The 23,227-nt window shown below is 41.8% G+C and carries 16 protein-coding genes; 13 read left to right on the forward strand and 3 right to left on the reverse strand.

Going from position 1 to position 23,227, the window contains the following annotated elements; translation table 11 throughout:
* From IX53_RS02370 to IX53_RS02390, 5 genes are all read left to right on the forward strand, one after another.
* Positions 1-1,971: an ATP-dependent helicase gene (locus IX53_RS02370; protein WP_179944401.1), complete on the forward strand. Its 1,971-nt coding sequence runs from the start codon at positions 1-3 to the stop codon at positions 1,969-1,971.
* Between the two features lie 42 nt (positions 1,972-2,013).
* On the forward strand, positions 2,014-4,185 hold the full coding sequence (locus IX53_RS02375) for a sodium-translocating pyrophosphatase (protein WP_047753991.1): 2,172 nt from the start codon (positions 2,014-2,016) through the stop codon (positions 4,183-4,185).
* Between the two features lie 90 nt (positions 4,186-4,275).
* A complete protein-coding gene (locus IX53_RS02380) occupies positions 4,276-5,805 on the forward strand; it encodes a hypothetical protein (RefSeq protein WP_047753992.1) in 1,530 nt (509 codons plus the stop codon).
* Between the two features lie 18 nt (positions 5,806-5,823).
* Positions 5,824-6,639 carry a thermonuclease family protein gene (locus IX53_RS02385; protein WP_082128444.1) on the forward strand — a complete coding sequence of 272 codons (816 nt, stop codon included), beginning with the start codon at positions 5,824-5,826 and terminating at the stop codon, positions 6,637-6,639.
* Between the two features lie 13 nt (positions 6,640-6,652).
* Positions 6,653-7,324, forward strand: coding sequence for a hypothetical protein (locus IX53_RS02390; RefSeq protein WP_047753993.1), 672 nt, complete (start codon positions 6,653-6,655; stop codon positions 7,322-7,324).
* Between the two features lie 29 nt (positions 7,325-7,353).
* Here IX53_RS02390 and IX53_RS02395 read toward each other — a convergent pair whose 3' ends face one another.
* Entirely contained in the window at positions 7,354-9,138 is a 1,785-nt protein-coding gene (locus IX53_RS02395; protein WP_047753994.1) for a DUF2207 domain-containing protein, read from the reverse strand.
* Between the two features lie 375 nt (positions 9,139-9,513).
* Between IX53_RS02395 and IX53_RS02400 the strand changes: the two genes are divergently transcribed.
* From IX53_RS02400 to IX53_RS02425, 6 genes are all read left to right on the forward strand, one after another.
* Positions 9,514-11,310 carry a 5'-nucleotidase C-terminal domain-containing protein gene (locus IX53_RS02400; RefSeq protein WP_047753995.1) on the forward strand — a complete coding sequence of 599 codons (1,797 nt, stop codon included), beginning with the start codon at positions 9,514-9,516 and terminating at the stop codon, positions 11,308-11,310.
* 81 nt (positions 11,311-11,391) lie between these two features.
* Complete coding sequence (locus IX53_RS02405) at positions 11,392-12,942, forward strand: ABC transporter ATP-binding protein (RefSeq protein WP_218916080.1); 1,551 nt, start codon at positions 11,392-11,394, stop codon at positions 12,940-12,942.
* Entirely contained in the window at positions 12,899-13,963 is a 1,065-nt protein-coding gene (locus IX53_RS02410) for an ABC transporter permease (protein WP_245612747.1), read from the forward strand. Before IX53_RS02405 ends, IX53_RS02410 begins: the two co-directional genes overlap by 44 nt.
* The gene (locus IX53_RS02415) at positions 13,954-14,820 is read left to right on the forward strand and encodes an ABC transporter permease (protein WP_047753998.1); all 867 of its coding nucleotides are present in this window, start codon (positions 13,954-13,956) and stop codon (positions 14,818-14,820) included. Before IX53_RS02410 ends, IX53_RS02415 begins: the two co-directional genes overlap by 10 nt.
* Positions 14,821-14,857: 37 nt before the next feature.
* Positions 14,858-16,360 (forward strand): carboxypeptidase M32, encoded by a 1,503-nt coding sequence (locus tag IX53_RS02420; RefSeq protein WP_047753999.1) that lies wholly within the window; start codon positions 14,858-14,860, stop codon positions 16,358-16,360.
* 103 nt (positions 16,361-16,463) lie between these two features.
* On the forward strand, positions 16,464-17,648 hold the full coding sequence (locus IX53_RS02425) for a hypothetical protein (protein WP_047754000.1): 1,185 nt from the start codon (positions 16,464-16,466) through the stop codon (positions 17,646-17,648).
* Here the strand turns inward: IX53_RS02425 and gltA are convergent.
* Positions 17,645-19,042: an NADPH-dependent glutamate synthase gene (gene gltA, locus IX53_RS02430; RefSeq protein ID WP_047754001.1), complete on the reverse strand. Its 1,398-nt coding sequence runs from the start codon at positions 19,040-19,042 to the stop codon at positions 17,645-17,647. The two genes, IX53_RS02425 and gltA, sit on opposite strands and share 4 nt — an antisense overlap.
* On the reverse strand, positions 19,033-19,875 hold the full coding sequence (locus IX53_RS02435; RefSeq protein ID WP_047754002.1) for a sulfide/dihydroorotate dehydrogenase-like FAD/NAD-binding protein: 843 nt from the start codon (positions 19,873-19,875) through the stop codon (positions 19,033-19,035). The genes gltA and IX53_RS02435 overlap by 10 nt, the downstream gene beginning before the upstream one ends.
* 357 nt (positions 19,876-20,232) lie before the next feature.
* On the opposite strand from IX53_RS02435, the gene IX53_RS02440 reads away from it, so the two are divergent.
* Positions 20,233-21,117 carry a glycoside hydrolase family 130 protein gene (locus IX53_RS02440; protein WP_047754003.1) on the forward strand — a complete coding sequence of 295 codons (885 nt, stop codon included), beginning with the start codon at positions 20,233-20,235 and terminating at the stop codon, positions 21,115-21,117.
* Positions 21,118-21,388: 271 nt separating this feature from the next.
* The gene (locus tag IX53_RS02445; RefSeq protein WP_156173089.1) at positions 21,389-23,227 is read left to right on the forward strand and encodes a hypothetical protein; all 1,839 of its coding nucleotides are present in this window, start codon (positions 21,389-21,391) and stop codon (positions 23,225-23,227) included.

Consider the following 23,227-nt stretch of genomic DNA (forward strand, 5'->3'; position numbering starts at 1 on the left):
ATGAGAGAAAACATTAAGAAGTATCGCCTAAAACCCAACCCAGTTCCAGAATTTATCAACAATTCACTGGATCTTGAACAGTTGGATGCGGTCGTTAATTCCGTTGGGAGAACACTAATCGTCGCAGGGCCAGGCTCTGGCAAAACAAGAGTCATAACTTACAAGATCGCTTACCTTGTCTCTTCCGGAATAAAACCCGAAAATATTCTATTGGTAACTTTCACCCGGGCGGCTTCACACGAAATGATTGAACGGGCCCGGAGGGTGAGCGGTTCAGATTTAAAAGGGATGCTTGCGGGAACTTTCCATCACGTGTGCAATCACTTTTTAAGGAAGTACTCCAAGCGAGTGGATATCGACGCTAATTTCACAATACTCGATAGAGAAGACGCCAAAGATCTTATAAAACACTGTCGTGCACAGCTCATAGAAGAACTTGGCAAGAAGAATTCATCGATTTTACCAAGCGCCGGAGTACTTCAATCAATCTATTCTTACGCGGTTAACTGCGGGCTTTCTTTGAGAGAAGCAATAGTTCATCAGAACAAGAAATTCCTCGGAATTGAGGAACACATTGAGGAAATATGGAAAAGGTACACTGTTCTAAAATTAGAAAATAATTCAATGGACTATGATGACCTCCTCGTAAAAGCACTCCAGCTCTTTGAAAACAATTCCGAAGTCCTTGAAATTGAATCAACAAGATTTCGATGGATACTGGTCGATGAGTTTCAGGATACAAATATTCTCCAATATCGGTTACTCGAGTTGCTTTCGAATGTTCACGGTAACCTTATAGTGGTGGGAGATGATGCGCAGTCGATTTACTCCTTTAGGGGAGCTCGATTTGAAAACGTGTTTGATTTCCTGAACAAGGGAGATACAAAAGTTTTCAAAATACAAACTAACTATCGTTCCACACCCGAAATAGTCAAACTGATAAACAATATAGTCCCTACAAACTCTGTCGAAAAAAACCTTAAAGCTGTAAGAACTTCCGGGCCACTTCCGGTAGTTGCTGAAACCTGGGATAACATGGAAGAAGCAAATTTTGTCGCCCAGAAGATTGAGGAACATATCAACGATGGAATTTCACCTGAGAGAATCGCTGTCCTCTACAGATCACATTACCACTCTCTGGAACTGCAGATGGAGCTTGACAGAAGAAAGATCGATTACATATTATTTTCAGGACCAAAATTCGTTGAGACAGCTCATGTGAAAGATATTATTTCCTTTCTCAAAGTTCTTATTAATCCTTCCGACCAGCTTTCATGGGGGAGGGTTTTAAGGCTTTTCCCTGGAGTTGGAATTTCCACATCACTAAAAATAATCGATTCCTTAAGAACTTGTATGGGTGATCAAAAGAGGATAATAGAGAAATTGAAGGCTTTTAGCACCAGCAGAATAAAACTTGAGCATCTCATCGATATTCTCTCAAGTGCAGATGCTGAATTACAGCCCGCCAATGTGATACAGCTTGTTCATAACAATTTCTATGAAAATTATCTCGATGAAAAGTATCCTGACGCCCGGGAACGTAAACTGGATATCGAAAGGCTAGAAGAGATCGCAGAGAGATATTCGGGCATCTCTGAGTTCCTCGAGGATCTCGCCGTTAGCGAAAAAGTGGACATTGAAAGGGAAAGAGTGGAGAAAGAATCAAAAGTGGTTTTAAGCACTGTACATCAGGCGAAAGGCTTGGAATGGGACGTTGTTTTTGTGATCGCGGTAAATCCTGGGGATTTTCCAAGTTATTTTGCGGTCAATGAAGGTAATATTGACGAGGAAGAGCGAGTATTTTATGTTGCCATAACTAGAGCACGCGACTATTTATACCTTGTACGCCAAAAAGGTGGAAGAAGCCGGCCCATGATGGGGAACAGGTATGTTTTCAGATCTGGCTACGATTTCATTACCAGAATCCCCGAAGATGCGGTGGAGTTCTGGGATGTAGGATGGGATCTTTAAAATTTTGTAATTCTATACTTCACTAGGGGAGGGAAGAAGTAGATGAATGCACTTTATCTACCACTGATTGCTGGTCTAATCTCAACGGTTTTCGCGTTTGTTATGCTAAGGAGGACTCTCAGGTTTTCTCCCGGAGACGAAACGATGCAAAAACTTTCCGGTTACGTGCAAGAAGGTGCCTCTGCTTTTCTTAAGGAGGAATCCAGAAAGATCTTCGCCGTAGCAATTCTCATCGCCGCCGCTCTGGGGATAATATTTCAATCGTTCAAGTACCCAATAGCACTTCTTTTTGGTGCTTTCATTTCAGAACTTGCAGGCGTTATCGGGATGTACGCCGCTACCAGAGCAAATGCCAGAGTGGCTGAAGGTGCTAAAAATGGACTCTCACAAGCTTTCAGAGTTGCCTTCTCTGGTGGCTCGGTTATGGGGCTTTCCGTTGCTGGATTCTCCTTAACCGGGCTTGCAATAGTTATGCTGGTCTTCAAAGATTCTTTTATCTATGAAGGAATCACAGAGGTTTCAAGAGCTTTCGGTAAAATCTCATTCCTTGATTCGGTAATGATCATCAGTTCATATTCGTTGGGTGCAAGTTTAATTGCGCTTTTCGACAGAGTCGGTGGTGGCATGTATACTAAAGCCGCCGATATGAGTGCTGACCTCGTGGGTAAAATCGAAGCGGGAATCCCAGAAGATGATCCCAGGAATCCCGCTACGATTGCTGATAATGTCGGCGATAACGTGGGTGATGTTGCTGGTCTTGGGGCGGATATACTCGAATCTTACGTTGCTTCCGTTGTTTCGGCCATCGTTCTTGCGATATTCATGAAGCTCGCCGACAAAGAGATCGTCAACGGCATTATCAACTGGGGAATGAGCTCTGAGCAATATTACAGACTCATTCTTCTTCCTGTTTTGATTGCAGGTGCTGGTGTGATCTCCTCACTCATCGGAGTAATAGTTGTGTCTAACTTTAGAGCAAAAGATGCAAGAAAAGCTCTTAGCTTCGGTAACGTGTTTACGGGTATACTCGTGCTGGCATCGACGGCTTTGGTTATTGGTCTTTATGCTCCCGATTACAAATTCAAAGACGCATTCATTGTGAATCCCGACTTCGTTTCAAAATGGAGGATTTTCTTCGCAATAGCAAGTGGTCTTGTTGCAGGTCTGATAATCAGTAAGCTCAGTGAATACTTCACGTCTACCGATTACAGTCCTACCCGAAAACTTGCTCAAAAGACCCAGTCTGGCGTCGCTATCAATATTACCTCTGGCCTTGCTTTGGGCATGGGAAGTACTTTATGGCCGGTTATTACCCTGTCGCTTGCTATTCTTGGCGCCTACTGGGCCGCGGGTGTATACGGGATAGCCATTGCAGCCTTGGGAATGCTCTCTTTTGTGGGATACATCGTTAGTGTTGACAGCTATGGTCCTGTGGCAGACAACGCCGGTGGAATTGCACAGATGGCAAAACTCGATCCAAAAGTCAGAGAAATAACTGATAAACTCGATTCCGTCGGTAATACCACCGCTGCAATAGGTAAAGGATTCGCCATCGGTTCAGCAGCATTTGCAGCGCTCGCGTTGATCGTTTCCTATATCTGGGGTACTGCCCAATCTGCAGAAGAAATCGTCAACAATCCAGTTATCAATCTTGTAGAACCATATACCATCGTTGGTGTCATTATCGGGGCTATGTTACCTTTCTTCTTCACTTCGTTGTTGATAAAGGGTGTCGCAGATTCAGCAGATCTAATGATAACAGAGATAAGAAGACAGTTCCGCGAACACAAAGGTATATTGACGGGTGAAGAAACACCAGACTATAAGAGATGTATAGAGATCACAACAAAAGGTGCCATCAGCAGGATGCTCCCTCCTGGACTCATAGCCATCCTCACTCCCTTCATAGTAGGTTTTCTCTTTGGAAAAGCAGCCGTTGCTGGTTTGCTTCTCGGTGGTCTTGGAAGTGCTATAATGATCGCGCTCTTCACTGCAAATTCTGGTGGTGCCTGGGACAACGCAAAGAAATTCATTGAAGAAGGCAACTACGGTGGGAAAGGCACAGATGTTCATGCAGCCGCCGTTGTTGGTGATACAGTGGGTGATCCGTTGAAAGACACCGTGGGGCCATCGATGGATATCTTGATAAAGTTAATGTCGGTAGTTTCTCTGGTATTTGGTTCGCTTTTCCCAAACAAACCGTTCTTCATGTGATAAAAATCCCGGGGATTACCCCGGGATTTTTTTATTAATATTCGTATATGATATTATTTTTAGCTAGAGTATACTTGTGGGGGTGAATTTATGAAAAAACTGCTCCTCATCCTTTTCCTTACAGCGATAGTTGCAGCCAATGGTTTTTCAATGACTTCTCTGAACACTCTAACTTTCTACACGGTTGATCTTGAGAACGGCCAAAGCGATATTTTTCCGATAGTGTACTTTGTTTTCGAACCTATAAAAGGATTTAGCTTGAGATTCGAAGATTATTTAGCGCTTACTCATGACACATTGAGTTTTGGACCAATAAGTATCATGAAACCAAGGTTTTATTACGTGCAATATATGGGAAATAATGTGAGTTTAAAGATCGGAAATTTCAGATCAAAACACTACAACACACGAAAGATCAACCTCCTCAGAGTTGGTGGATTCTACGATTACAACTACGGAATAGAGGTCGGTTATACCTTTGGAAAATTCTCTCTTTTCGGAAGATACAACTACATTGACTACTATTCAGAGCACCAATACGGTAGCTTAATTGCATATGATGATAAAAACCTAGCTTTTGGACTCTACCTCATGAAGAAAGGAACAGTGTACGATCTATCAGCGGACGGAATTTACAACTTTTCACTTGGTCCGGTGAACGGCAAGTTTTTCGGGGCAATTGCAGCGTATGGAGCCTATCCCTTTATAGCACTACCGACTTATCTCGTTGGCGGTTTATTTAACTGGAACAGACTTGATATAGGAATCCAGTTTGCTCAACAGGGATCCTGGAGCATTGATTACGATTTCGGAGACCCAAACAAAGGAGCTTCATGGGTATTAAACACTTACCTCAATTACAACTTCACCTCAAAGATATCTGCAGGAGTGTTCTTCGATCAAAACTCTTCCGGTATGAACTATGGTACAAAGCTCAATTTTGCAGGCTTAGAGATAGTCATTTCAAACAGCGACTATGATGGTGGAATGACTGGAATTCAGAGACTGGAGCTGAGCTATTCAAACTATTTCTCGATAGACATCGAAAAAGCTGTAACAGCCCTCATCAAAACAGCCAGGAAATTTCCGAAGATTTCTGAAATAAGGGAATCTACACAAATTGGAGATAACGTTACAATAAGGGGCGTTGTTGCTGCTGATACCGACCTTCTAGGAAATAATGTCACATACGTGGTAGATGAGACAGGTGGATATATGATTTGGGGACGTAATGCTGCTGGACTGAAAGCAGGAGACGAAGTGATAATTTCCGGCTATACGAAGGAGTACTACGGTATAGTCGAGATCGTTGTTGACAGTGTAGACAGGATAGCTTCTGGAAAGAAGGTTCCTGTTATCACACCGAAGGTCATAGATATATTTAGCGGAAAGTATGAATCTGCGTTTGTTAAAGTAACTGGAAAGGTTATCGAAACGAGTAAGTACTCTATCGTAATCAGAGACGACACAGCAAACATAAAGATATATGCAAAGAAGGGTACAAATGTCTCCTTTGAGAATGTTTCTTTTGGTGATATTGTTACTGTTTATGGCATCGTTTCACAATTTCAGGGTGAATGGGAGATAATCCCGCGCTCTCAATCAGACGTAGTCTTTTAAGACCGGAGTTGATAGTCATTGGTTTTCATTAAACGCGGCCCCTATTTGATTGTATCCCTACTGGCTATACTCTTTGTGCTTGGTGCCTGCAGTTTATATCTGACGGGCGCAACGGTTTCGGTATTGAGTATCACAGATGGCGATACCATCCGAATACTGTACGATTACGATAGAGACGGATATCCCGAAAATATACCGTTAAGGTATATAGGTGTTGATACCCCAGAACTGCACGAAAATTCCAAACCTATGGGTGAATTTGGTGAGGAAGCATATCAATTCAATAAACAGTTGATTGAAGACTCGGGGTACGTAATCAGAATTGAGCCACATGGGTTCGACAGTTTTGGAAGAATATTAGCTTTCTTATACACAGAGAACGGTAAATTCATCAACGAAGAATTGATCAGAAATGGACTGGCCAGACCTCTCACATATGAAAATACAGCCCAGCATTCCATGGACTTCAAAGAAGCGTATTACGAAGCATATAATAATAGACGGGGAATTTTTTCATTGTATGATACCGCACCAGTCGTGGACGCTTCTGAGGTTAGGAACGATCTCAAATCTTTTGTGGATGGGGGATATCTTGGTAAGATTATCTGGCTAAAATTTTACGTTACTGATGCCTCGAAGTACATTCTGGAAGGAAACGATGCCATAGTAGAAATCCGCAAGGAAGAGGCGAATCTGTTCTTCGATGGAGATCCAGAATTTGAAAGTTACCTACACAAGACAGTCAAAGTATTCGGTGAAATCTGGGAAAATAAAGAAGATGGGAAACCGAAAATATTATTACGAGCTCCTTTTGAGCTCAAGATCATTAACTAGGGGGTGCAGGTTTATGAAGAAAGTTCTTCTTCCATTGTTGATAGCATCACTGGTGTTAGTGCTTGCAGGTTGTCCCGGATGGTTCGATTGGTTTAAATCCACGGTGATGAGTATCCCAGAAATTATTCAGTGGATTGAAGACAACGACGCCACTTCAACCGGCAATTTTCTTGTAGAGACTGAAGGTATTATAACCTACGCTTACAGTTACTATGCTTACGTAGTTGACGAAAACAACAACGGCATCAAGATCGAAACGGATTCCAGCAAATTCGACATGGATGACGACTTCAGCCCGCAAGATAGAATTCGTATAGTGGGCTCACCCTATAGAAAGGATTATTCGGACGCATTCGAATACAGAATCGACACGGATGTAGCGAGTGGAATGGTAGAACTAATCGAATCCAATGTTGACTTACCCGATCCTGTTATTTTGTCTGCCGGTGCTACTTTGACTTCTGACCTCTTCGCAAAACTTGTTCAATTCACTGGTGTATACAAGGGATTGGATGGCTACAGTCACTACACTTTTGACAATGGCGGTGAAATTATCACGGTCTACAAATACTCTGATATGCCGGCGCTCACAGTTGATGCAACTTACACGATCATGGGAGTCGTCGGTCAGACTTACGGATATAAACTCTTTGTCTGGGATCAAAATTACGTCACAGCCGAATAACAAAAAAGGGGCCATCAGGCCCCTTTTTTTCAAAACGCTCCGCCGCCTCCTCCGCCTGAACCTCCACCCACGCCTCCGGCACCACTGCCACTTGAACTAGAAGAGGAGGCTGCAGAAGCGGTAGATACAACGCTACCGAAGTCCCGTGAAACATGTAAACCATATGGGTAGTACATATACATGTGTCCGCCTTCTTTTTCCCACAACTCCTGTGGTACGATTTTATTCATGTGTTTTCTTACTTCATCAGCTACTCCAAGAGCCGTGGCATAAACAAGGTATTCTTCCCAGAGAACGACAGAAGAAGGTGGATATTCTGATAGCAAGGAGTAATCTTTCAAATAATTTTCGAAATTCTTCCATTTCAGATAGTATTCCCTACCCTTTTTTGTCCATCTTCCAAAAACATCGACCGGTAAAGTCAGAACTACAGCCCCTACGCCCCAAAAGAGTCCATATACATATCTTGCAACAGGGAAAAGAAAATTGATTTCATAGGAATTCGCTACATTGAACAACGCGAACAAAGAAAAAGCCATTAAAAACAGCGCATATAGTTTGGAAAGTCCAGCTCCGGTACTAAGAAGGTATTTTCTTTCTTTTATCATAGCTTTTATAAAGCTTTTCCACGTTCTGAGTTCCTGTGTGAATCGTCTTGCTTCTTTCTGGTTTTTTCTGAATCGGCTTTTGAGTTCACTGAAATCGAAAATCTTTCTATCACCAAAATCGATGGCATATCTTGAAAAGAACTGCAAGAGTTGCAATTCGGCACTGGAAAGGTCACCACCTGATAGTTTCTTTAAAATGATACCTTCGATCCTTCCCTTTTTTGAATCCACATTAAAGTCTAAATAACCTTTCCTGTAGAGGTTTAGTATACAAGCCCCGAGACCATCATTATCGACTCCTGTGCACAGGTTCTTGACGACAGCGTTTATAAATTCCGGTCCGTCGTTTGTTGGCAATTCCCTTTCATATAAGGCGTTATAATCTATTCTGGGTTCCCGACCCATGAAGTAAAACAGCAAGAACAAAATAAGAATGCTACTCCCCAGTAAGATGAGAGGAAGGTTCACCTTCCATAACATCACCTTTCTGGAATAATCATTTTCGATCTTTTCTATATCCTCAAGTGTGTATCTACCTGAATCTGAAACTGTGAACACACCTTTTGGCAGCACCATGCGCACTTCCCCAAAAGTCTTTGCAGGGAATTTTTTCCACTGAAGCCAGTATGTATTACTTTCCCTTTTGATGTCCGCAGGAGGGTGGGTATATATTTTGATGGGGTTCACGTAGTCGGGAAAACTGAAGGAAGCTTTCAAATTTTTCACAGGTTGTTCCCAGTCTTCACCCCAATATTTCCAAAAGAGCTGTGCCACGTCATATCCTTCTTCTACAGCTTCTTGAACTTTATAGGTTATATGAAGCGTTACTCTATCTCCGCCTTCAGATGGTTCCCTAGGTGAACCATTGAAAGGAACAAGCCAGACTTTTAACTTGAGCGAGTTGGCCGTACTGAAGTTTTGGATTTTTGTATAATTCATTCCCTCAGTCCAGACTTTTATGTCACTATATTTAGTTCGGCCTGTTGGGATTTCACGGTATATTCCTCTGTAAGGTTTAACAAGGAGATAATTGATTTTTTCATGCACTTCCATTGTGCCATCATCCATTATTCTATGCTCGATTTCAACACTTTCTAGGTGATAAGTCGAGTTAAATCCTGTACCACCCACTACCAAACTTATGATGATCCAGATAGCCAGACTCACCGCGGCGGTGATAACACCTCTGATAATCAATTTCTTCATCGCTCCACCTCCCACTTACATTCTATAACGTTCCGTCGTGCTTTCGCATGCACAACATATTCGCCTAACACTGCCAATGTATAGGATAAAATCGATGCGGTTCTGAGAACTATTTTCATGATACAAACCAAATATTTGCATGGGAAAGGAAAGAACCATTTCACAGCTGATTTTAATGGTTTATGGCCGGGTAGTTCGAAAAGGATAACAAATTTTCTTCGCTGTTGAAGAAATTCGAGATGGCTAACAGTACACTCAAGACCCTATAATGGTTAGCACACAGCTTGGACAGAGAGCATAGCATCGTTCTGTAGATAACCCTTTTAGGAGTATAATATAATGTCCAAATACTCTAAATGAGGGGGTGTACTTTTCATGAAAAAACTTTTTTTGGTTTTTCTGGTATTACTGCTCCTTTCTGTCCTTTACGCTGTCCAGTTTCATCTCACGATCCTTCATACCAGTGACCTGCACGGCAACATCTTCCCCATAAATTACGCCACAAATGCACCGTATTACGTTGGATTGGGGAAGGTCTCCACTATTTTAAAGAACACACTCGCCGAGAATCCTGCGACAGTCATCTTAGATACGGGTGATCTAATTCAAGGCACACCGCTCGAATATTACCACGCAAAGATCGACAATGAACCGATTGATCCTATGGTACTGGTTATGAACCATATGGGGTATAAAGCTTCTGTACTCGGTAACCATGAATTCAATTATGGTATGGCTGTTTTGGAGAAGGCCATTTCCGAGGCTAATTTTCCGTTTATAAGCGCTAATATCGTTAAGAAAGGAACAGACGAACCCTATTTTAAACCGTACATCCTTTTCAACGTTTCGGATGGAGAAAACATCATCACAGTCGCATACCTTGGTTTGACGACAAAATTCATCCCTAATTGGGAAGAACCAAAACACATCGAAATGTTCGACTTCTTAGACCCGGTAGAAGTTGCAAAGAAATACGTTCCGATGCTTAGAGATGTGGCAGATGTTGTGGTGGTAGGTTACCACGGTGGTCTGGAAAAAGATCCGAAAACAGGTGAACCAACTGAAGAACTGACTGGCGAAAATCAGGGATACCAGTTGATCGAAGAAGTTCCCGGTATTGATGTACTTCTGACCGGCCACCAACATAGAGAAATAGCGACCACGATAAACGGTGTCGTTGTTTCACAACCCCGCAACTGGGGTAAAGCAGTGGGAAAGGTCGACATTATTCTTGAAATGACAGACGATAAATGGGAAATAACCAGCAAAGAAGTTACAACGATCTCAGCAAAGACAGTTGACGCAGACCCCGAAGTGCTGGCTCTTGCACAACCTTATGAAGATAAGGTACAAAAATGGCTGATTCAGCCTGTTGGTATCGCCACAGGTGATTTCTATATTGATGATCCGCTTGTTGCGAGACTAGCTGATAACCCATTAATGGAATTCATAAACAAGGTACAGATGGAAGTGAGTGGTGCTCCCATATCTTCCGTTGCCCTCTTCAATAACTCAATAAAAGGCTGGAAAGCTGGTCCTGTTACGTTGAGAGACATAAATGCAGTATATATTTACCCAAACACGCTTAAAGTCCTCAAAGTAACGGGGGCTGATATCAAAGCAGCTCTAGAGAAGAGTGCGGAGTACTTCACACTGGAAAATGATGAGGTAACCGTTACGAAAAGCTGGGTTGATCCGAAGCCAAGACATTACAATTATGATATGTGGGAAGGCATTGAATATAAGATTGCCGTCAACAAGCCCGTTGGCGAGAGGGTGATAGAGCTAAAATTTAACGGTGAACCTATTGATCTGAAGGCAGAATACGAAATAGTCCTAAACAATTACCGTGCCGGCGGCGGGGGCGGATACTCCATGTTCAAAGGAAAACCAGTGGTAAGAGAAGTGATGCTAGAAGTAGCAGAATTGATAGCTGATTACATAATGGAACACGAAACTATTAGCCCGACCGTTGACGGTAACTGGGCCGTGGGTGTAGGCGACATTTATGAGATTCGATGGAACGACACCCTGAACAAGATAGCGGAAAAGTATGACATCACTGTATCTGAGCTCCTTGAAATGAACCCCTCTCTGAAAGGTGCTGATAGAATAGAAGCAGGCACGAAACTTGTGATATTCAAACCTTTCATTCCCGCGCTAGTCCACTGAATTTGATAAAGGAGGCCTTGAAGGCCTCCTTTTTTTGCTTCTAAGAAAAACTTTGTTTCAGCATGGATTATAATAAAAATGATGCATAAAAAGGACGTTCTGTTAATCGAAGGCGTTAGCAAACTATATAAAGAAAGCAACACTCAAGCCCTTAAAGATGTTTCTATGGTGGTAAAAAAGGGTATGATTCATGCGCTTATCGGCGAAAATGCCGCCGGTAAATCCACGCTTGTCAGCATAATTGCCGGTCTTATCCCCAAAGACAGTGGCGAGATATTCTTCAACGGTGAGAGATTGAATTTTTCTTCCCCGAAAGAGGCATATAAAAAGGGTATCGCCCTGGTTCATCAGCATTTTATGCTTGTTGATGAACTTAGCGTTCTGGAAAACATCATCCTAGGAATCGAACCGTCTTTTCTGGGTTTTTTAAACAAAAAGAAAGCTCTCAATTATGTAAAGTTTGTGGAGAAAGAATATGGACTTTCAGTTGATCCCTTCGCTTATGTAGGAAATTTGAGCGTAGCCGAGAAGCAATATGTTGAGATATTGCGTGCACTCATCCATGATCCCGAGATATTAATTCTTGACGAACCAACCTCAGTTTTGACAGAAAAGGAAGTCGATGAACTTTTCAAAATCCTTGTTTCATTAAAAGAGAAAGGCAAAACTATTATATACATCAGCCACAAATTACCAGAGATCAAACAAATTGCTGACAGGATAACAGTTTTAAGAAAGGGTATGGTAGTTGGCGAATTCGATTCTTCCGAGCTTTCAACAGAAGAAATTGCACACCTGATGATCGGAGAAACCGCCTCGTTGAAGCCCATCAGGACCTCCTCTGCTGGTAATATATTGCTCTCTATAAAAGAACTCCGCGCTGGATCAGTTAGAACAGGCATAAGAGTTAATGGAGTTTCATTCGACATCAGGAAAGGTGAAATAGTCGCAATAACAGGAGTTGCAGGAAACGGTCAGGAAGAACTAATACACGCCATATTTGGACTCGTTGATATAATTTCAGGCACTGTTGTATTTCTCGATGAAAATATTACTGGTTTGAAGCCAAAAGAACTTCGAAAACGGAAAATAGCTTTTGTACCATCTGACAGAACGTCTATGGGTTGTTGCTTAAAATGTACTGTTGTTGAGAATATGGTGATGCCCTATATTCATGCTCAGAGGATAAAATTATTAAATTGGCAGAAACTCACATCGCAAGTATATGAAAGAATCCAAAAAAATGAAATATCTGTTCCGGGGCTATCACTTCCGGTACGATATCTCTCCGGTGGAAACCTTCAGAAGCTCATAATTTCGAGAGAACTCGCTTACAACCCAAAACTACTGCTCGTATCCGATCCCACAAGAGGTCTAGATACTAAATCAGCAACGGAAGTTCAGAACTTACTTCTGGAGTTTAAAAGCAGAGGTAGCGTTTTGATGGTTTCAACAGATTTAGATGAAGTGCTAAACGTGGCAGACAGGATATTGGTAATGTCAGCTGGAAGAATTGTGTTTCAAACTATAAATGACGATTCGGTAAGTAAAGAAATTTTAGGCAGGTATATGATTTCAGGTGATAAAAGTGAAAGAGAAGTCACTGGAGTTAACCATGAAACCAACACGTGAGGGGCTACTAAGTACGTTGTTCGCCCTTGGGATTTCACTTCTTGCTGGCATCATTATAATTTTGGTCACCAGCAATTCTCCATATGAAGCGATAACAGCCTTTTTCATATCACCATTGAGAAGTTCATACTTTCTCCTCAACATAATAACCGGTGCTATCCCTCTAGTCTTCACTGGACTTGCAGTAGCAGTTGCTTTTGGTAGTGGAAACTACAATCTTGGTCTGGAAGGGCAGGTATATATTTCTGCTATCGTTGGAAATTATGTGGCAATAAAACTTGCTTCCCTTCATACACTCCTGGTTCTTTCATTGGTTTTCATATTTTCGTTCTTAACCGGTGGCTTGGTTGCCGGCTTCTCAGGGCTTATGAAGAAAGTAAACGGCACCAACGAGCTTATAAGTTCCCTTCTCCTTGGAAATGCCTTCGTGATATTGTCAGACTACCTTGTCGAAGGCCCTTTCAACGATTTTCAATCGGGACTCGCTGCATCACCAAGAATCCCTGAAAATCTTTTGTTTACAAAAATAGCCCCACCGTCTGATTTGCATACTGGAATATTTTTCTCGTTGATTACTATAACACTTGTATGGCTGCTTTTAAAACACACAAATGTAGGATACTACATGAAACTTACTGGCAGTTCACCGAAATTTGCATTCTATAGCGGAATAGGTATCGGGAAACTCTCGGTATTTGCGATGTTTATCAGCGGGGGTCTCGCGGGTCTCGCAGGGCTTATCGATTTACTTGGGGTACATGGAAGAGTTGTCCGTGGTTTTTCCACTGGATATGGTTGGAATGGCATAGCGGTCGCTTTGATCGCCAGAAACAATCCCTTACTTGTTCTACCTGCCGCTCTGTTATTCTCATATCTCAATGTGGGAGCTCAGGTAGCTTCTTTTGAAGCGGATATTACGCCTGAGATTTCAAGAATAATCCAGGCACTCATTTTCTTCCTTATAACTATGAAGGAACTCAGAGGATTCCTCCCTGGCAGGAGGGGAAAGGAATGGGTTTAAAAGTCCTTCTGGAAACCATTGTTGTTAGCACTCCGATATTACTGGCTTCACTGGGTGGTGCTTTTACTCAGCTTTCCGGAGCCCTTAATATTGGATTGGAAGGTTCTATATTGATTTCCGCTTTTTTTAGCTTTTTTGGCACATACTTTTCATCTAATACCCTGATAGGAATTATTACGGGTATTGGAGCAGCGGTAATTTTAAACGTTATCATTATCCTTCTTTCAGAAAAACTAAGGGCCAATCTTTTCATAGTTGGACTGGCTTCTAACCTCTTTGCGTCAGGTATAACGGGGTTTATTGCGGTTCTCTTTTTTAAAAGTAAAGGAACAATAATAACTTCAGATTTTCCAAAGGTTGATGCTTTACTGAAGTTTTTCGTTGAAAACACATCAGTTGGATTTAACTTCTTCGATATAACTGCGCTTGTTTGTATACCGATAGTGTACATGATGGTCTCCAAAACAAACTTCGGGCTAAGGCTCAGGGCTACTGGTTACAATCCAGGTGCTACCTATGCTTCAGGAATAAACGTATTCAAAATGAGGTTTTTTTCGTACATCCTGTGTGGTATTATGACAGGGCTGGCAGGTGCTTCTCTGTCATTGAGCCTTGGAGCTTTTGTCAGTGAGATGTCTGGAGGTAGAGGGTGGATTGCTCTTGTTGTAGTATTCCTTAGCAAGGGAAAGCCTTTTTGGACAGCATTGGTGGCTTTGTTAATGAGTTTCACTTTCGAACTATCAAATATCCTCCAAACAACGAGCTACTTTCCACCGAAACTTCTTTTAAGCCTGCCATATCTTTTGACGCTTTTTGTGGTAATTCTTTTCTCAAAGAAGCGCGGTCAGGAAGGTTAGGTATACTAACTAATTATAATGAACACGAGGTGATGGGATGAAAGAACTTGAAAAACTAAAAGAACTGTTGAAAGAAATCTCTATGATCAATTCTGCCGTTTCCTTGATGCACTGGGATCATAGGACATATATGCCTCCCAAAGGCGCTGAATCCAGAGCAGAGACTGTTGGATACTTGTCAACCCTTTCTTTTAAAAAACTCATCTCAACTGAGATGGGTGAATTGCTTGAGAGTCTTTCCAAAAAAGAGAATTTCGATTCGCTTTCAGATACAGATCGTACTCTGATCAAAGTAGTAAAACATGATTATAAAAAGGCAAAAGCGATTCCACCAGAACTTTATCAGAAATATGTTATTGCAGCCTCCAGAAGCGAAACAGTCTGGGAAACTGCAAAGAAAAAAAACGATTTCGAATCCTTTAGACCCTATCTGGAAGAATTGCTTGAAATCATTAGGGAAATGGTGAAACTCTACGGTTATGAAGAGAACCCATACGATGCCCTCCTGGATAACTTTGAGCCGGGCATGACAGCATCAAAATTAAGAAAAATCATTGCAGAGCTCAAAGCCAACCTCATACCTTTTGTCAGACTAATAGCCACTAAAAGTGAAAATATTGATAGATCTTTTCTCAAAGGAAGGTTCAGCAAGCGCACACAGGAGAAGCTTTCAAAAGAAGCATTGAAAGCTATTGGATATGATTTCAAAGCTGGAAGACTCGATGAAACGATGCATCCTTTTACTATAACCATCGGTTATAATGATGTAAGGGTTACAACGAAATATGAAACATCTGAATTTACCCCATCATTGTATGGGACAATACATGAGGGTGGACATGCCCTTTATGAGCTTGGAATTTCTCAGGAATTGAAATGGACTCCTCTTGCCGATGGTGCCTCCATGGGTATTCACGAATCGCAATCGAGGATGATGGAAAATATCGTTGGGAGAAGTTATGAATTCCTCAAATTCTTCTATCCAAACATCCAGAAGACCTTTCCGAAGCAATTTAGAAATGTTTCCCTCGATCGATTCTATAAAGCCATCAATTTTGTGCGACCTTCGCTCATAAGAATCGAAGCGGATGAAGTAACTTATAACCTTCATATTATGCTCAGATTTGAAATTGAAGAAGCTCTCATAAACAGAGAAATCGAGGTAAAAGACCTTCCCAAAATATGGAACGAAAAAATGGCTGAATATCTAGGAGTTATTCCACCAAACGACTCACTAGGAGTCTTACAAGATGTCCACTGGGCTGGTGGAATGATCGGATATTTCCCCTCTTATATGCTCGGTAACCTATATGCTGCGCAATTCTTCCGTGCTGCAGAGAAAGATATTTCCGATCTGAAGCACCTGATAGAGAAAGGCAATCTGGCTCCATTAAAAGAATGGCTAAAAGAAAAAATTCATAAACACGGTAGAATGCTCAAGCCGGAAGAGCTGTGCAAGAACGTTACTGGTGAGGAACTTTCTCCCTCATACTTTATCGATTATATTCGTGAAAAGTATTCAAAAATCTATGAACTATGATCTCTCAAGAAACACTACCCGCGCAACCATTGACCCCGGCGGTTGCTGTTTTTAATCGATAGTATGATAAAATACGATTAAATTCTTTGAAGCGGGGAACTGTATGAAAATAGTCAGGGTAACCAACAGCAAATCCCGAAGGGCGTTTATTGATCTACCCTTCGGGATATATAAGGACTACCCTCAATGGGTTCCGCCATTTAGGCATGAAATGAAGAGGATCGTCCGTGGGAAAGGTTCGCAACTGCTCAAAAATGGTCCGCATGATTTTTTTGTCGTACTGGACGGTAAGAATGTCGTCGGGCGTATATGCGTGGGAAAAGATGAGGTATTAAACAGTGCCAAAGGCGTAAAACATGCTTATTTCACCCTCTTTGAGGCTATAGATAATGAAAAAGTGGCTCATTTACTTCTTAAGCAAGCACAAAAATGGGCATTGGAAAAAGAGGCTGTATATCTAAAAGGACCGGTTTCACCAACTAACGGCGATGATTATCGTGGCTTGTTAATTGATAACTTTGAAGAACCTCCATCCATTCTTATGCCCTATAACCCACCTTACTACAGGAGATTCTTCAAGAACTTTAGTGTTTATCTAAAATACTACGCTTTTTCCTACGATCCGCAGAAGACGATCTCTGAACGTGAAATAAAACTTACTAAAATTGCCATGAAACGCTTTTCTTACAGAGTAGAAAATGCCGATTTTTCAGATATGAAAAAGCTAGCAAGAGATCTTTACAAAGTCATGGTGTATTCCATGCCTGACTGGGAAGAAGACCTAATGCCTCCGAGCTTTAAAGAGATCTACGAAATGGCCAAAACGATGAAGTTAGTTGCTGATCCTGAACTGGTCATCATTGCGCGTTCAGGAAATCGCCCCATCGGTTTTCTTGTCGCCCTGCCGGACTTCAATGATCTAATCAGAGAAATAAGGGGAAAACTCTTCCCTTTTGGCTGGATTCGCCTATTGGCAGAAAAGAAAAGCATTGATAAAGTACGGGCCGCGATACTGTTTGTCACCGAAGATTTCCGAAATAAAGGAGTACCGGCAGCAATGTTTGTAAAGGCGTTCGAAAATATAAAAAACCGAGGATACAAACACATAGAAGGTTCGTCCATCAGCTGGAAGAACTCTGTGATGCTTGCCAACGCATCTCGTATTGGTGGCAAACAGTATAAAACATACGTTGTCTTTGGTAAAAGTATAGTCTCAAGAGAACTTTCCCTTGAGGAAATATACGGTCGTGCTGCCTGGAAATTTGAAAAAGCTTCCGGAAATGATTAGGCCCGCTTTAATGACCTAATATAACTGTCAATAGCTCTTGCAGCACGTTTCCCCGCTCCCATGGCTTCGATAACCGTTGCCGCACCGGTGACGATATCACCGCCAGCAAAGACTCCTTCGAGATTCGTTGCACCTGTCTCAGGGTCTGCTTCTATGTACCCCCACTTGTTGAGCTTCAGACCGGGAAAACCGGTTCTTAATACTGAATTAGCCTTTTGTCCGATGGCTTCTATGACTAGACTGGTTTCCACGATAAACTCGGATCCATCAATTGGAATCGGTCTTCTTCGACCGGATTCATCCGGAACCCCAAGTTTCATTTTTATGCATTTCATGGCCTTCACGTTGTTATTAATATCCCCTATGTATTCCACTGGCTGGGTCAGCCAGTGGAAGATAATTCCTTCTTGAAGGGCGTGATGATATTCTTCGAGCCTTGCTGGCATCTCAGCTTCACTTCTGCGATATATCACCAGAACTTCTTCAGCTCCAAGCCTTCGCGCGGTTCTTGCTGCATCCATACTGACGTTTCCTGCACCTATTACAACGACTCGGTTAGCTATACGTACAGGGGTGTCGTACTTCGGAAATTCATTCGCTTTGAGTAGATTCACCCGCGTGAGAAATTCACTTGCAGAATAGATATTATTCAAATTTGATCCTGGTATTCCCATAAACCTCGGTGCTCCCGCACCGATACCGATAAACACGGCATCAAAATCCTGACGGATCTTTCTGAAAGGTATCGTCCTTCCAATAACCTGATTATACTCGATCTTCACACCAAGGGATATCACATAATTCACTTCTTTTTCGACGATATCTTTGGGTAACCTGAATTCTGGAATACCGTATATCAACACACCACCGGCCCGGTGAAAAGCTTCAAATATGGTGACTTCATAGCCCATTCTGGCCAGATCAGCTGCAACCGTTAGTCCGGCCGGCCCAGCTCCAATGACGGCCACCTTCCCTGTATTCTCAGTATCACTCCTGTGTTTCGATATTTCCAATGAAAGATCGAGGTCTGCAAGAAATCGCTCGAGTCTACCGATGGCAACGGAGTCGTTGCCTTTCACTTTCCCAAGTACGCATTGAGCTTCACATTGTTTTTCCTGTGGACAAACTCGTCCACAAATAGCCGGAAGGTTATTTGTGTCCTTTAATATTTCTATTCCCTTTTTATAGTCCTTCTCGCAGATTGCTTTTATAAAAGCTGGAATGTTGATCTCTACGGGACATCCTGAAATGCATGGGTGAGTAGGACATTGAAGACATCTATTGGCCTCCAATAAAGCCAATTCCTCGGTGTATCCGAGGGCAACCTCAGAAAAGTTCTTTATTCTCTCTTCTGGAGATTGTTCCAGCATGGGAACCCGCTTTTTCAAAGCCATGAGAGATCACCCGCTTCTTTCTTGAACAATTCTAGTGCAGCTTTTTCCTGCTCTTTGTACTGGTGCTGCCGTTTGATGAGTTCGTTCCAATTAACGAAACGCCCGTCAAATTCCGGGCCATCAACACAGGCAAATTTCATGTTTCCGTCAATTTCAACCCTGCAGGCTCCACACATTCCTGTGCCGTCAACCATGATCGGATTAAGGGAAACCCAGCAAGGAATTTCTTGTCTGGTTGCTATCGCGGAAACGAATTTCATCATTACCGTAGGCCCGATGGCCCAGATCCTGTCAAAACGCTCTCCGGCATTCAAGAGCTCTTCGAGTCTGTGCGTCACGAGCCCTTTCTTACCAATTGTGCCGTCGTCTGTTGTTATAATCAATTCATCCGAGAGTTCTCGAAACTCTTCTTCGAGAATGAGAAACTCGGCTGTCGCAGCACCCAGAATCGCTGTAATGTGATTACTCGCACCTTTCAAAGCTTTTGTTATAGGTAGAAGGGGCGCAATGCCAACACCACCACCTATGACGCACACTCTGCCGTAGCAATCTATTTCACTGGGGTTACCAAGCGGCCCTACAACATCGAGAACATGTTCTCCTTCTTTCATCATTGCGAGTTTATAAGTGCTCTTTCCCACACATTTGACAATGATCCTCACAGAATTCTCTTGAACACCCGCGATCGTAATAGGAATTCGCTCTCCCCGTTCGTCTATACGTATGATCAGAAATTGGCCAGGTCGTGCATAAAGAGGAATGGTAGTATGTTCAATGAGGAAATCGTATAGCCCAGGTGCCAACCTTTTTTTCTTCAATATCTTGTAAGCCATGCTATCGCTCCTTTGTACATCGCTAACTAAATCATATCAAAATGGATGAAACATTTCAAAAAAGAAGGCTGCCGGGAAAGCAGCCACAGGGGGTAAGGGAAAAGGGGTTTGTTTTGTGTTGTATAATAATATGCAATATTGTGCCATTTGATCAGCTGTCATATATATTTACTAAAGAAAATATCATATATATTTACTAAAGAAAATACTTAAAACATATCACCTCTTTCGAAAAGACATGGTAACATCATCTTGATTGAGATCTTCGAATCACAGTAGATTACTTTATTATTGACAAAAATCCACTATAATCTTAACTAAATCTTGTTATCAAAATAAATCCGAGGAGGTTTTCAAATGAACCTAAAACTAAAGAGATGTCTTTTGAACCCCTTGCTTTCCCCAAAACCTCATCACCTTTGGGAATCCAGATACGTTTTCAATTGTGCTGTAATCAAGAGAAATGGATTGTTCCATATGATTTATCGAGCCCAGGGAGATGATATGGTCTCAAGATTTGGATATGCCATTAGCACGGACGGGATCAAATTTAACAGGCTAGAAGCACCTGTTTACGGGCCAGCTTCGCAATGGGAGCTATACGGAGTAGAAGACCCAAGATTAACAGAAGTAGATGGAAAGATCTACATGCTCTACACCGCTTATTCTCCAAATGGAGTAAGAGTATCAATGGCAGCTACAGAAGACTTTATAAGATGGGAAAGGTTTGGAGTAGTGATCCCAGATGTGAACAATAAAGACGCTGCTCTCTTTCCCGAGAAGGTGAACGGCAAGTACGTCATGTTTCACAGGATAGAACCCGATATATATCTGGCTTTTTCTGATGATCTGATTCACTGGGATGATTTTATTTCAATCGCCGGACCCCGCGAGGGTTATTGGGATAACAAAAAAATAGGTGTAGGAGCTCCCCCAATAAAGCTTGATGAGGGGTGGCTAGTACTTTACCACGGTGTAGAAAATACAGCCAGACCAACTTACAGGCTTGGCTTTATGCTTCTTGACCTAAATGACCCGCGAAAAGTCTTAAAGCGAAGTGAAGAACCGATTCTGGAACCGGAGATGGAATGGGAAATCTTCGGCGGCGTTCCTAACGTTGTGTTTTCAGATGCAATGGTCGAACATGAAGGAAAATACTATATTTACTACGGAGCGGCTGATAATCATATTGCCCTGGCAACCATCGATAAAGAGGTGATCCTCGAATGGGTAAAAACTTAGTGCTGGAAGTATGAACACCAATGCACTTTTGAAAAAGACAGAATTTAAAGAGGAGACTCCTCGAATATCACGATAATGGATACTTGCAATACGCGATATCAACTGTTTTTGCCGGGGTTGTCCCGGCTTTTGTGTGGTGATTATTGGCGTATTATGATATCCTTCTATGGGAGGGATTATTATAAAAAAATTACTGTGGGTACTTTTCATCCCATTTCTTTTTATTAGTGCATGTAATTACTTATCAGATTATAGTCTGCACATCGACAGTATGTCTTTTGAAGCAACTAAATGTACTTACTCTATTAGCATCACTGGTTCAGAGAGAAAGAAACCTCAAATACTCGTTTCTATCGATCGGGTTCCAGAAAATACGAGGGATGGCATCGTCCTCAAGACTGAGAAGGGGCAGTTTTATGTTGACAGAGAAGGAACAACAACCCTGTATTTTACCCTTTTTGCAGGTAGGAGGTTTGTTTCTACTCCTGTTTCAACTGTCGTGAGGGTTTATAAATCAAAACCCGAAGCTCCGGCTATAAACCAATTCAGTATTCGAGATGGGAATGTTGTGCTCTCTCTAAAGAGTCAGTCAGAATCAATCAACGATTACTTAGTGAAAGCGGGTAAAATCGTTTATCATAGTGAAAATGGATTTTTCTTGATCCCTGTAAATCAATCCCTTGAAACTCCGATTTATTGTTATAGCGTGAGAAAAGATGGAGTAATGTCTCTACCCATCAAACTGAATGTCAATTTCTCTGTTAACGAGAAGCCTTCTTTTGATTTAAAGCTACCCGCAAACTATTCTGGTGGAAAAATACCGGCAGAGTTTCATGATGACTGGACAGTCCCTTCAAAATTGGTAATCGAAGCCAGTGTCGATGGGAAAATACCACTGTTGTTTGATGGAACAGCTCTGTTCCCACTATATGAAATACCTAGTGGAGAACATCTTATCCATGTAAAAGTTGTGGACCAAATGGGTCTATCCAGTGAAGCCTCTTTTCGAATTATGGTTGAAAAAAATCTGCGGGACGAAATCGCGGAACTTTATATAGAAGAAGGTGGAACTTTCAGAAAGGCCTCCTGGTCACTGCCTGAACCCATTCAAAACGCCGTTATTCAGATTATGCAAAACGGCAAGTGGTCTGACATCATCGAAGTGAATTCCAATGGTTCGGTGAGAATACCATCAAAGTACATCAGTGAAACCGGAGATATTTACAGAATAGCTCCAGAAGGTGGAGAGATTAGTTTTTTACCCTCAGTTCCTGTTTTTGCCAAACTTGAACAATCAAGGCGAGTTACTTCCAACTACATCATATCCCTCTATGGAAAAGACGTAACTTTGCCTTCAGGAGGTTCTTATAGTTTTCAGGGAAATATTGCCGTAAAGTCTGGCACCCTTTTGAGGATAGAATCTACTACAAACGTATATCTCTCCCGTAAGAGCGTGCTTCTTGTCAACGGTGTGCTTGAAATTGATGGTCGTAGGGGAAAGGTTAACATCTCCTCATCCGGAAGTCCTGCCACGTTGTACGTAGGGAAGAACGGTACTTTGATCGCCAGAAACGTAGATTTTAACAATGTCAAGCTTGTTGTAAACGAAGGTTCCGTGGTTGTGCTGGAAAATTGCGAAATTGATTCCGAAGTACATTTAAAAGCCTCGACTGTTCAGGTGTATAACTCTAATATAAGAGAGACATTGAAGATAGATGATTCTGATGAGCTTTACCTGTATAATACTGAACTTCTGAATGGTCTTGAAGTTGCTAATGTAAGAAGAGCCATTGTGCTCAATTCTCGTTTCGAGTTAAGGAAAGGAATTATAACAAACAGCGAAATAAAAGTATTTGGAACCGAATTTTCAGCCAATGAATTACAAATAACCAACTCGAGTCATGCCAGTTTTTACAACTGTGTTTTTTACGCTGTTCAAAGCTCCATCAGCAACGCATCAGAATTATATCTCGAAAGCGTAAAACCCAAGGATAACCAAAAAATAAGTTTAGACAGTTTTTCCAGAGTTATTCTATCCGATAAATTGAAAGAAAAGTTACATATTGAAAAAGACGATACATCAGAGATTTTTTTTCACAGTGGTGATTGA

It is taken from the genome of Kosmotoga pacifica (genome assembly GCF_001027025.1).
Taxonomy (GTDB): Bacteria; Thermotogota; Thermotogae; order Petrotogales; family Kosmotogaceae; genus Kosmotoga_B; species Kosmotoga_B pacifica.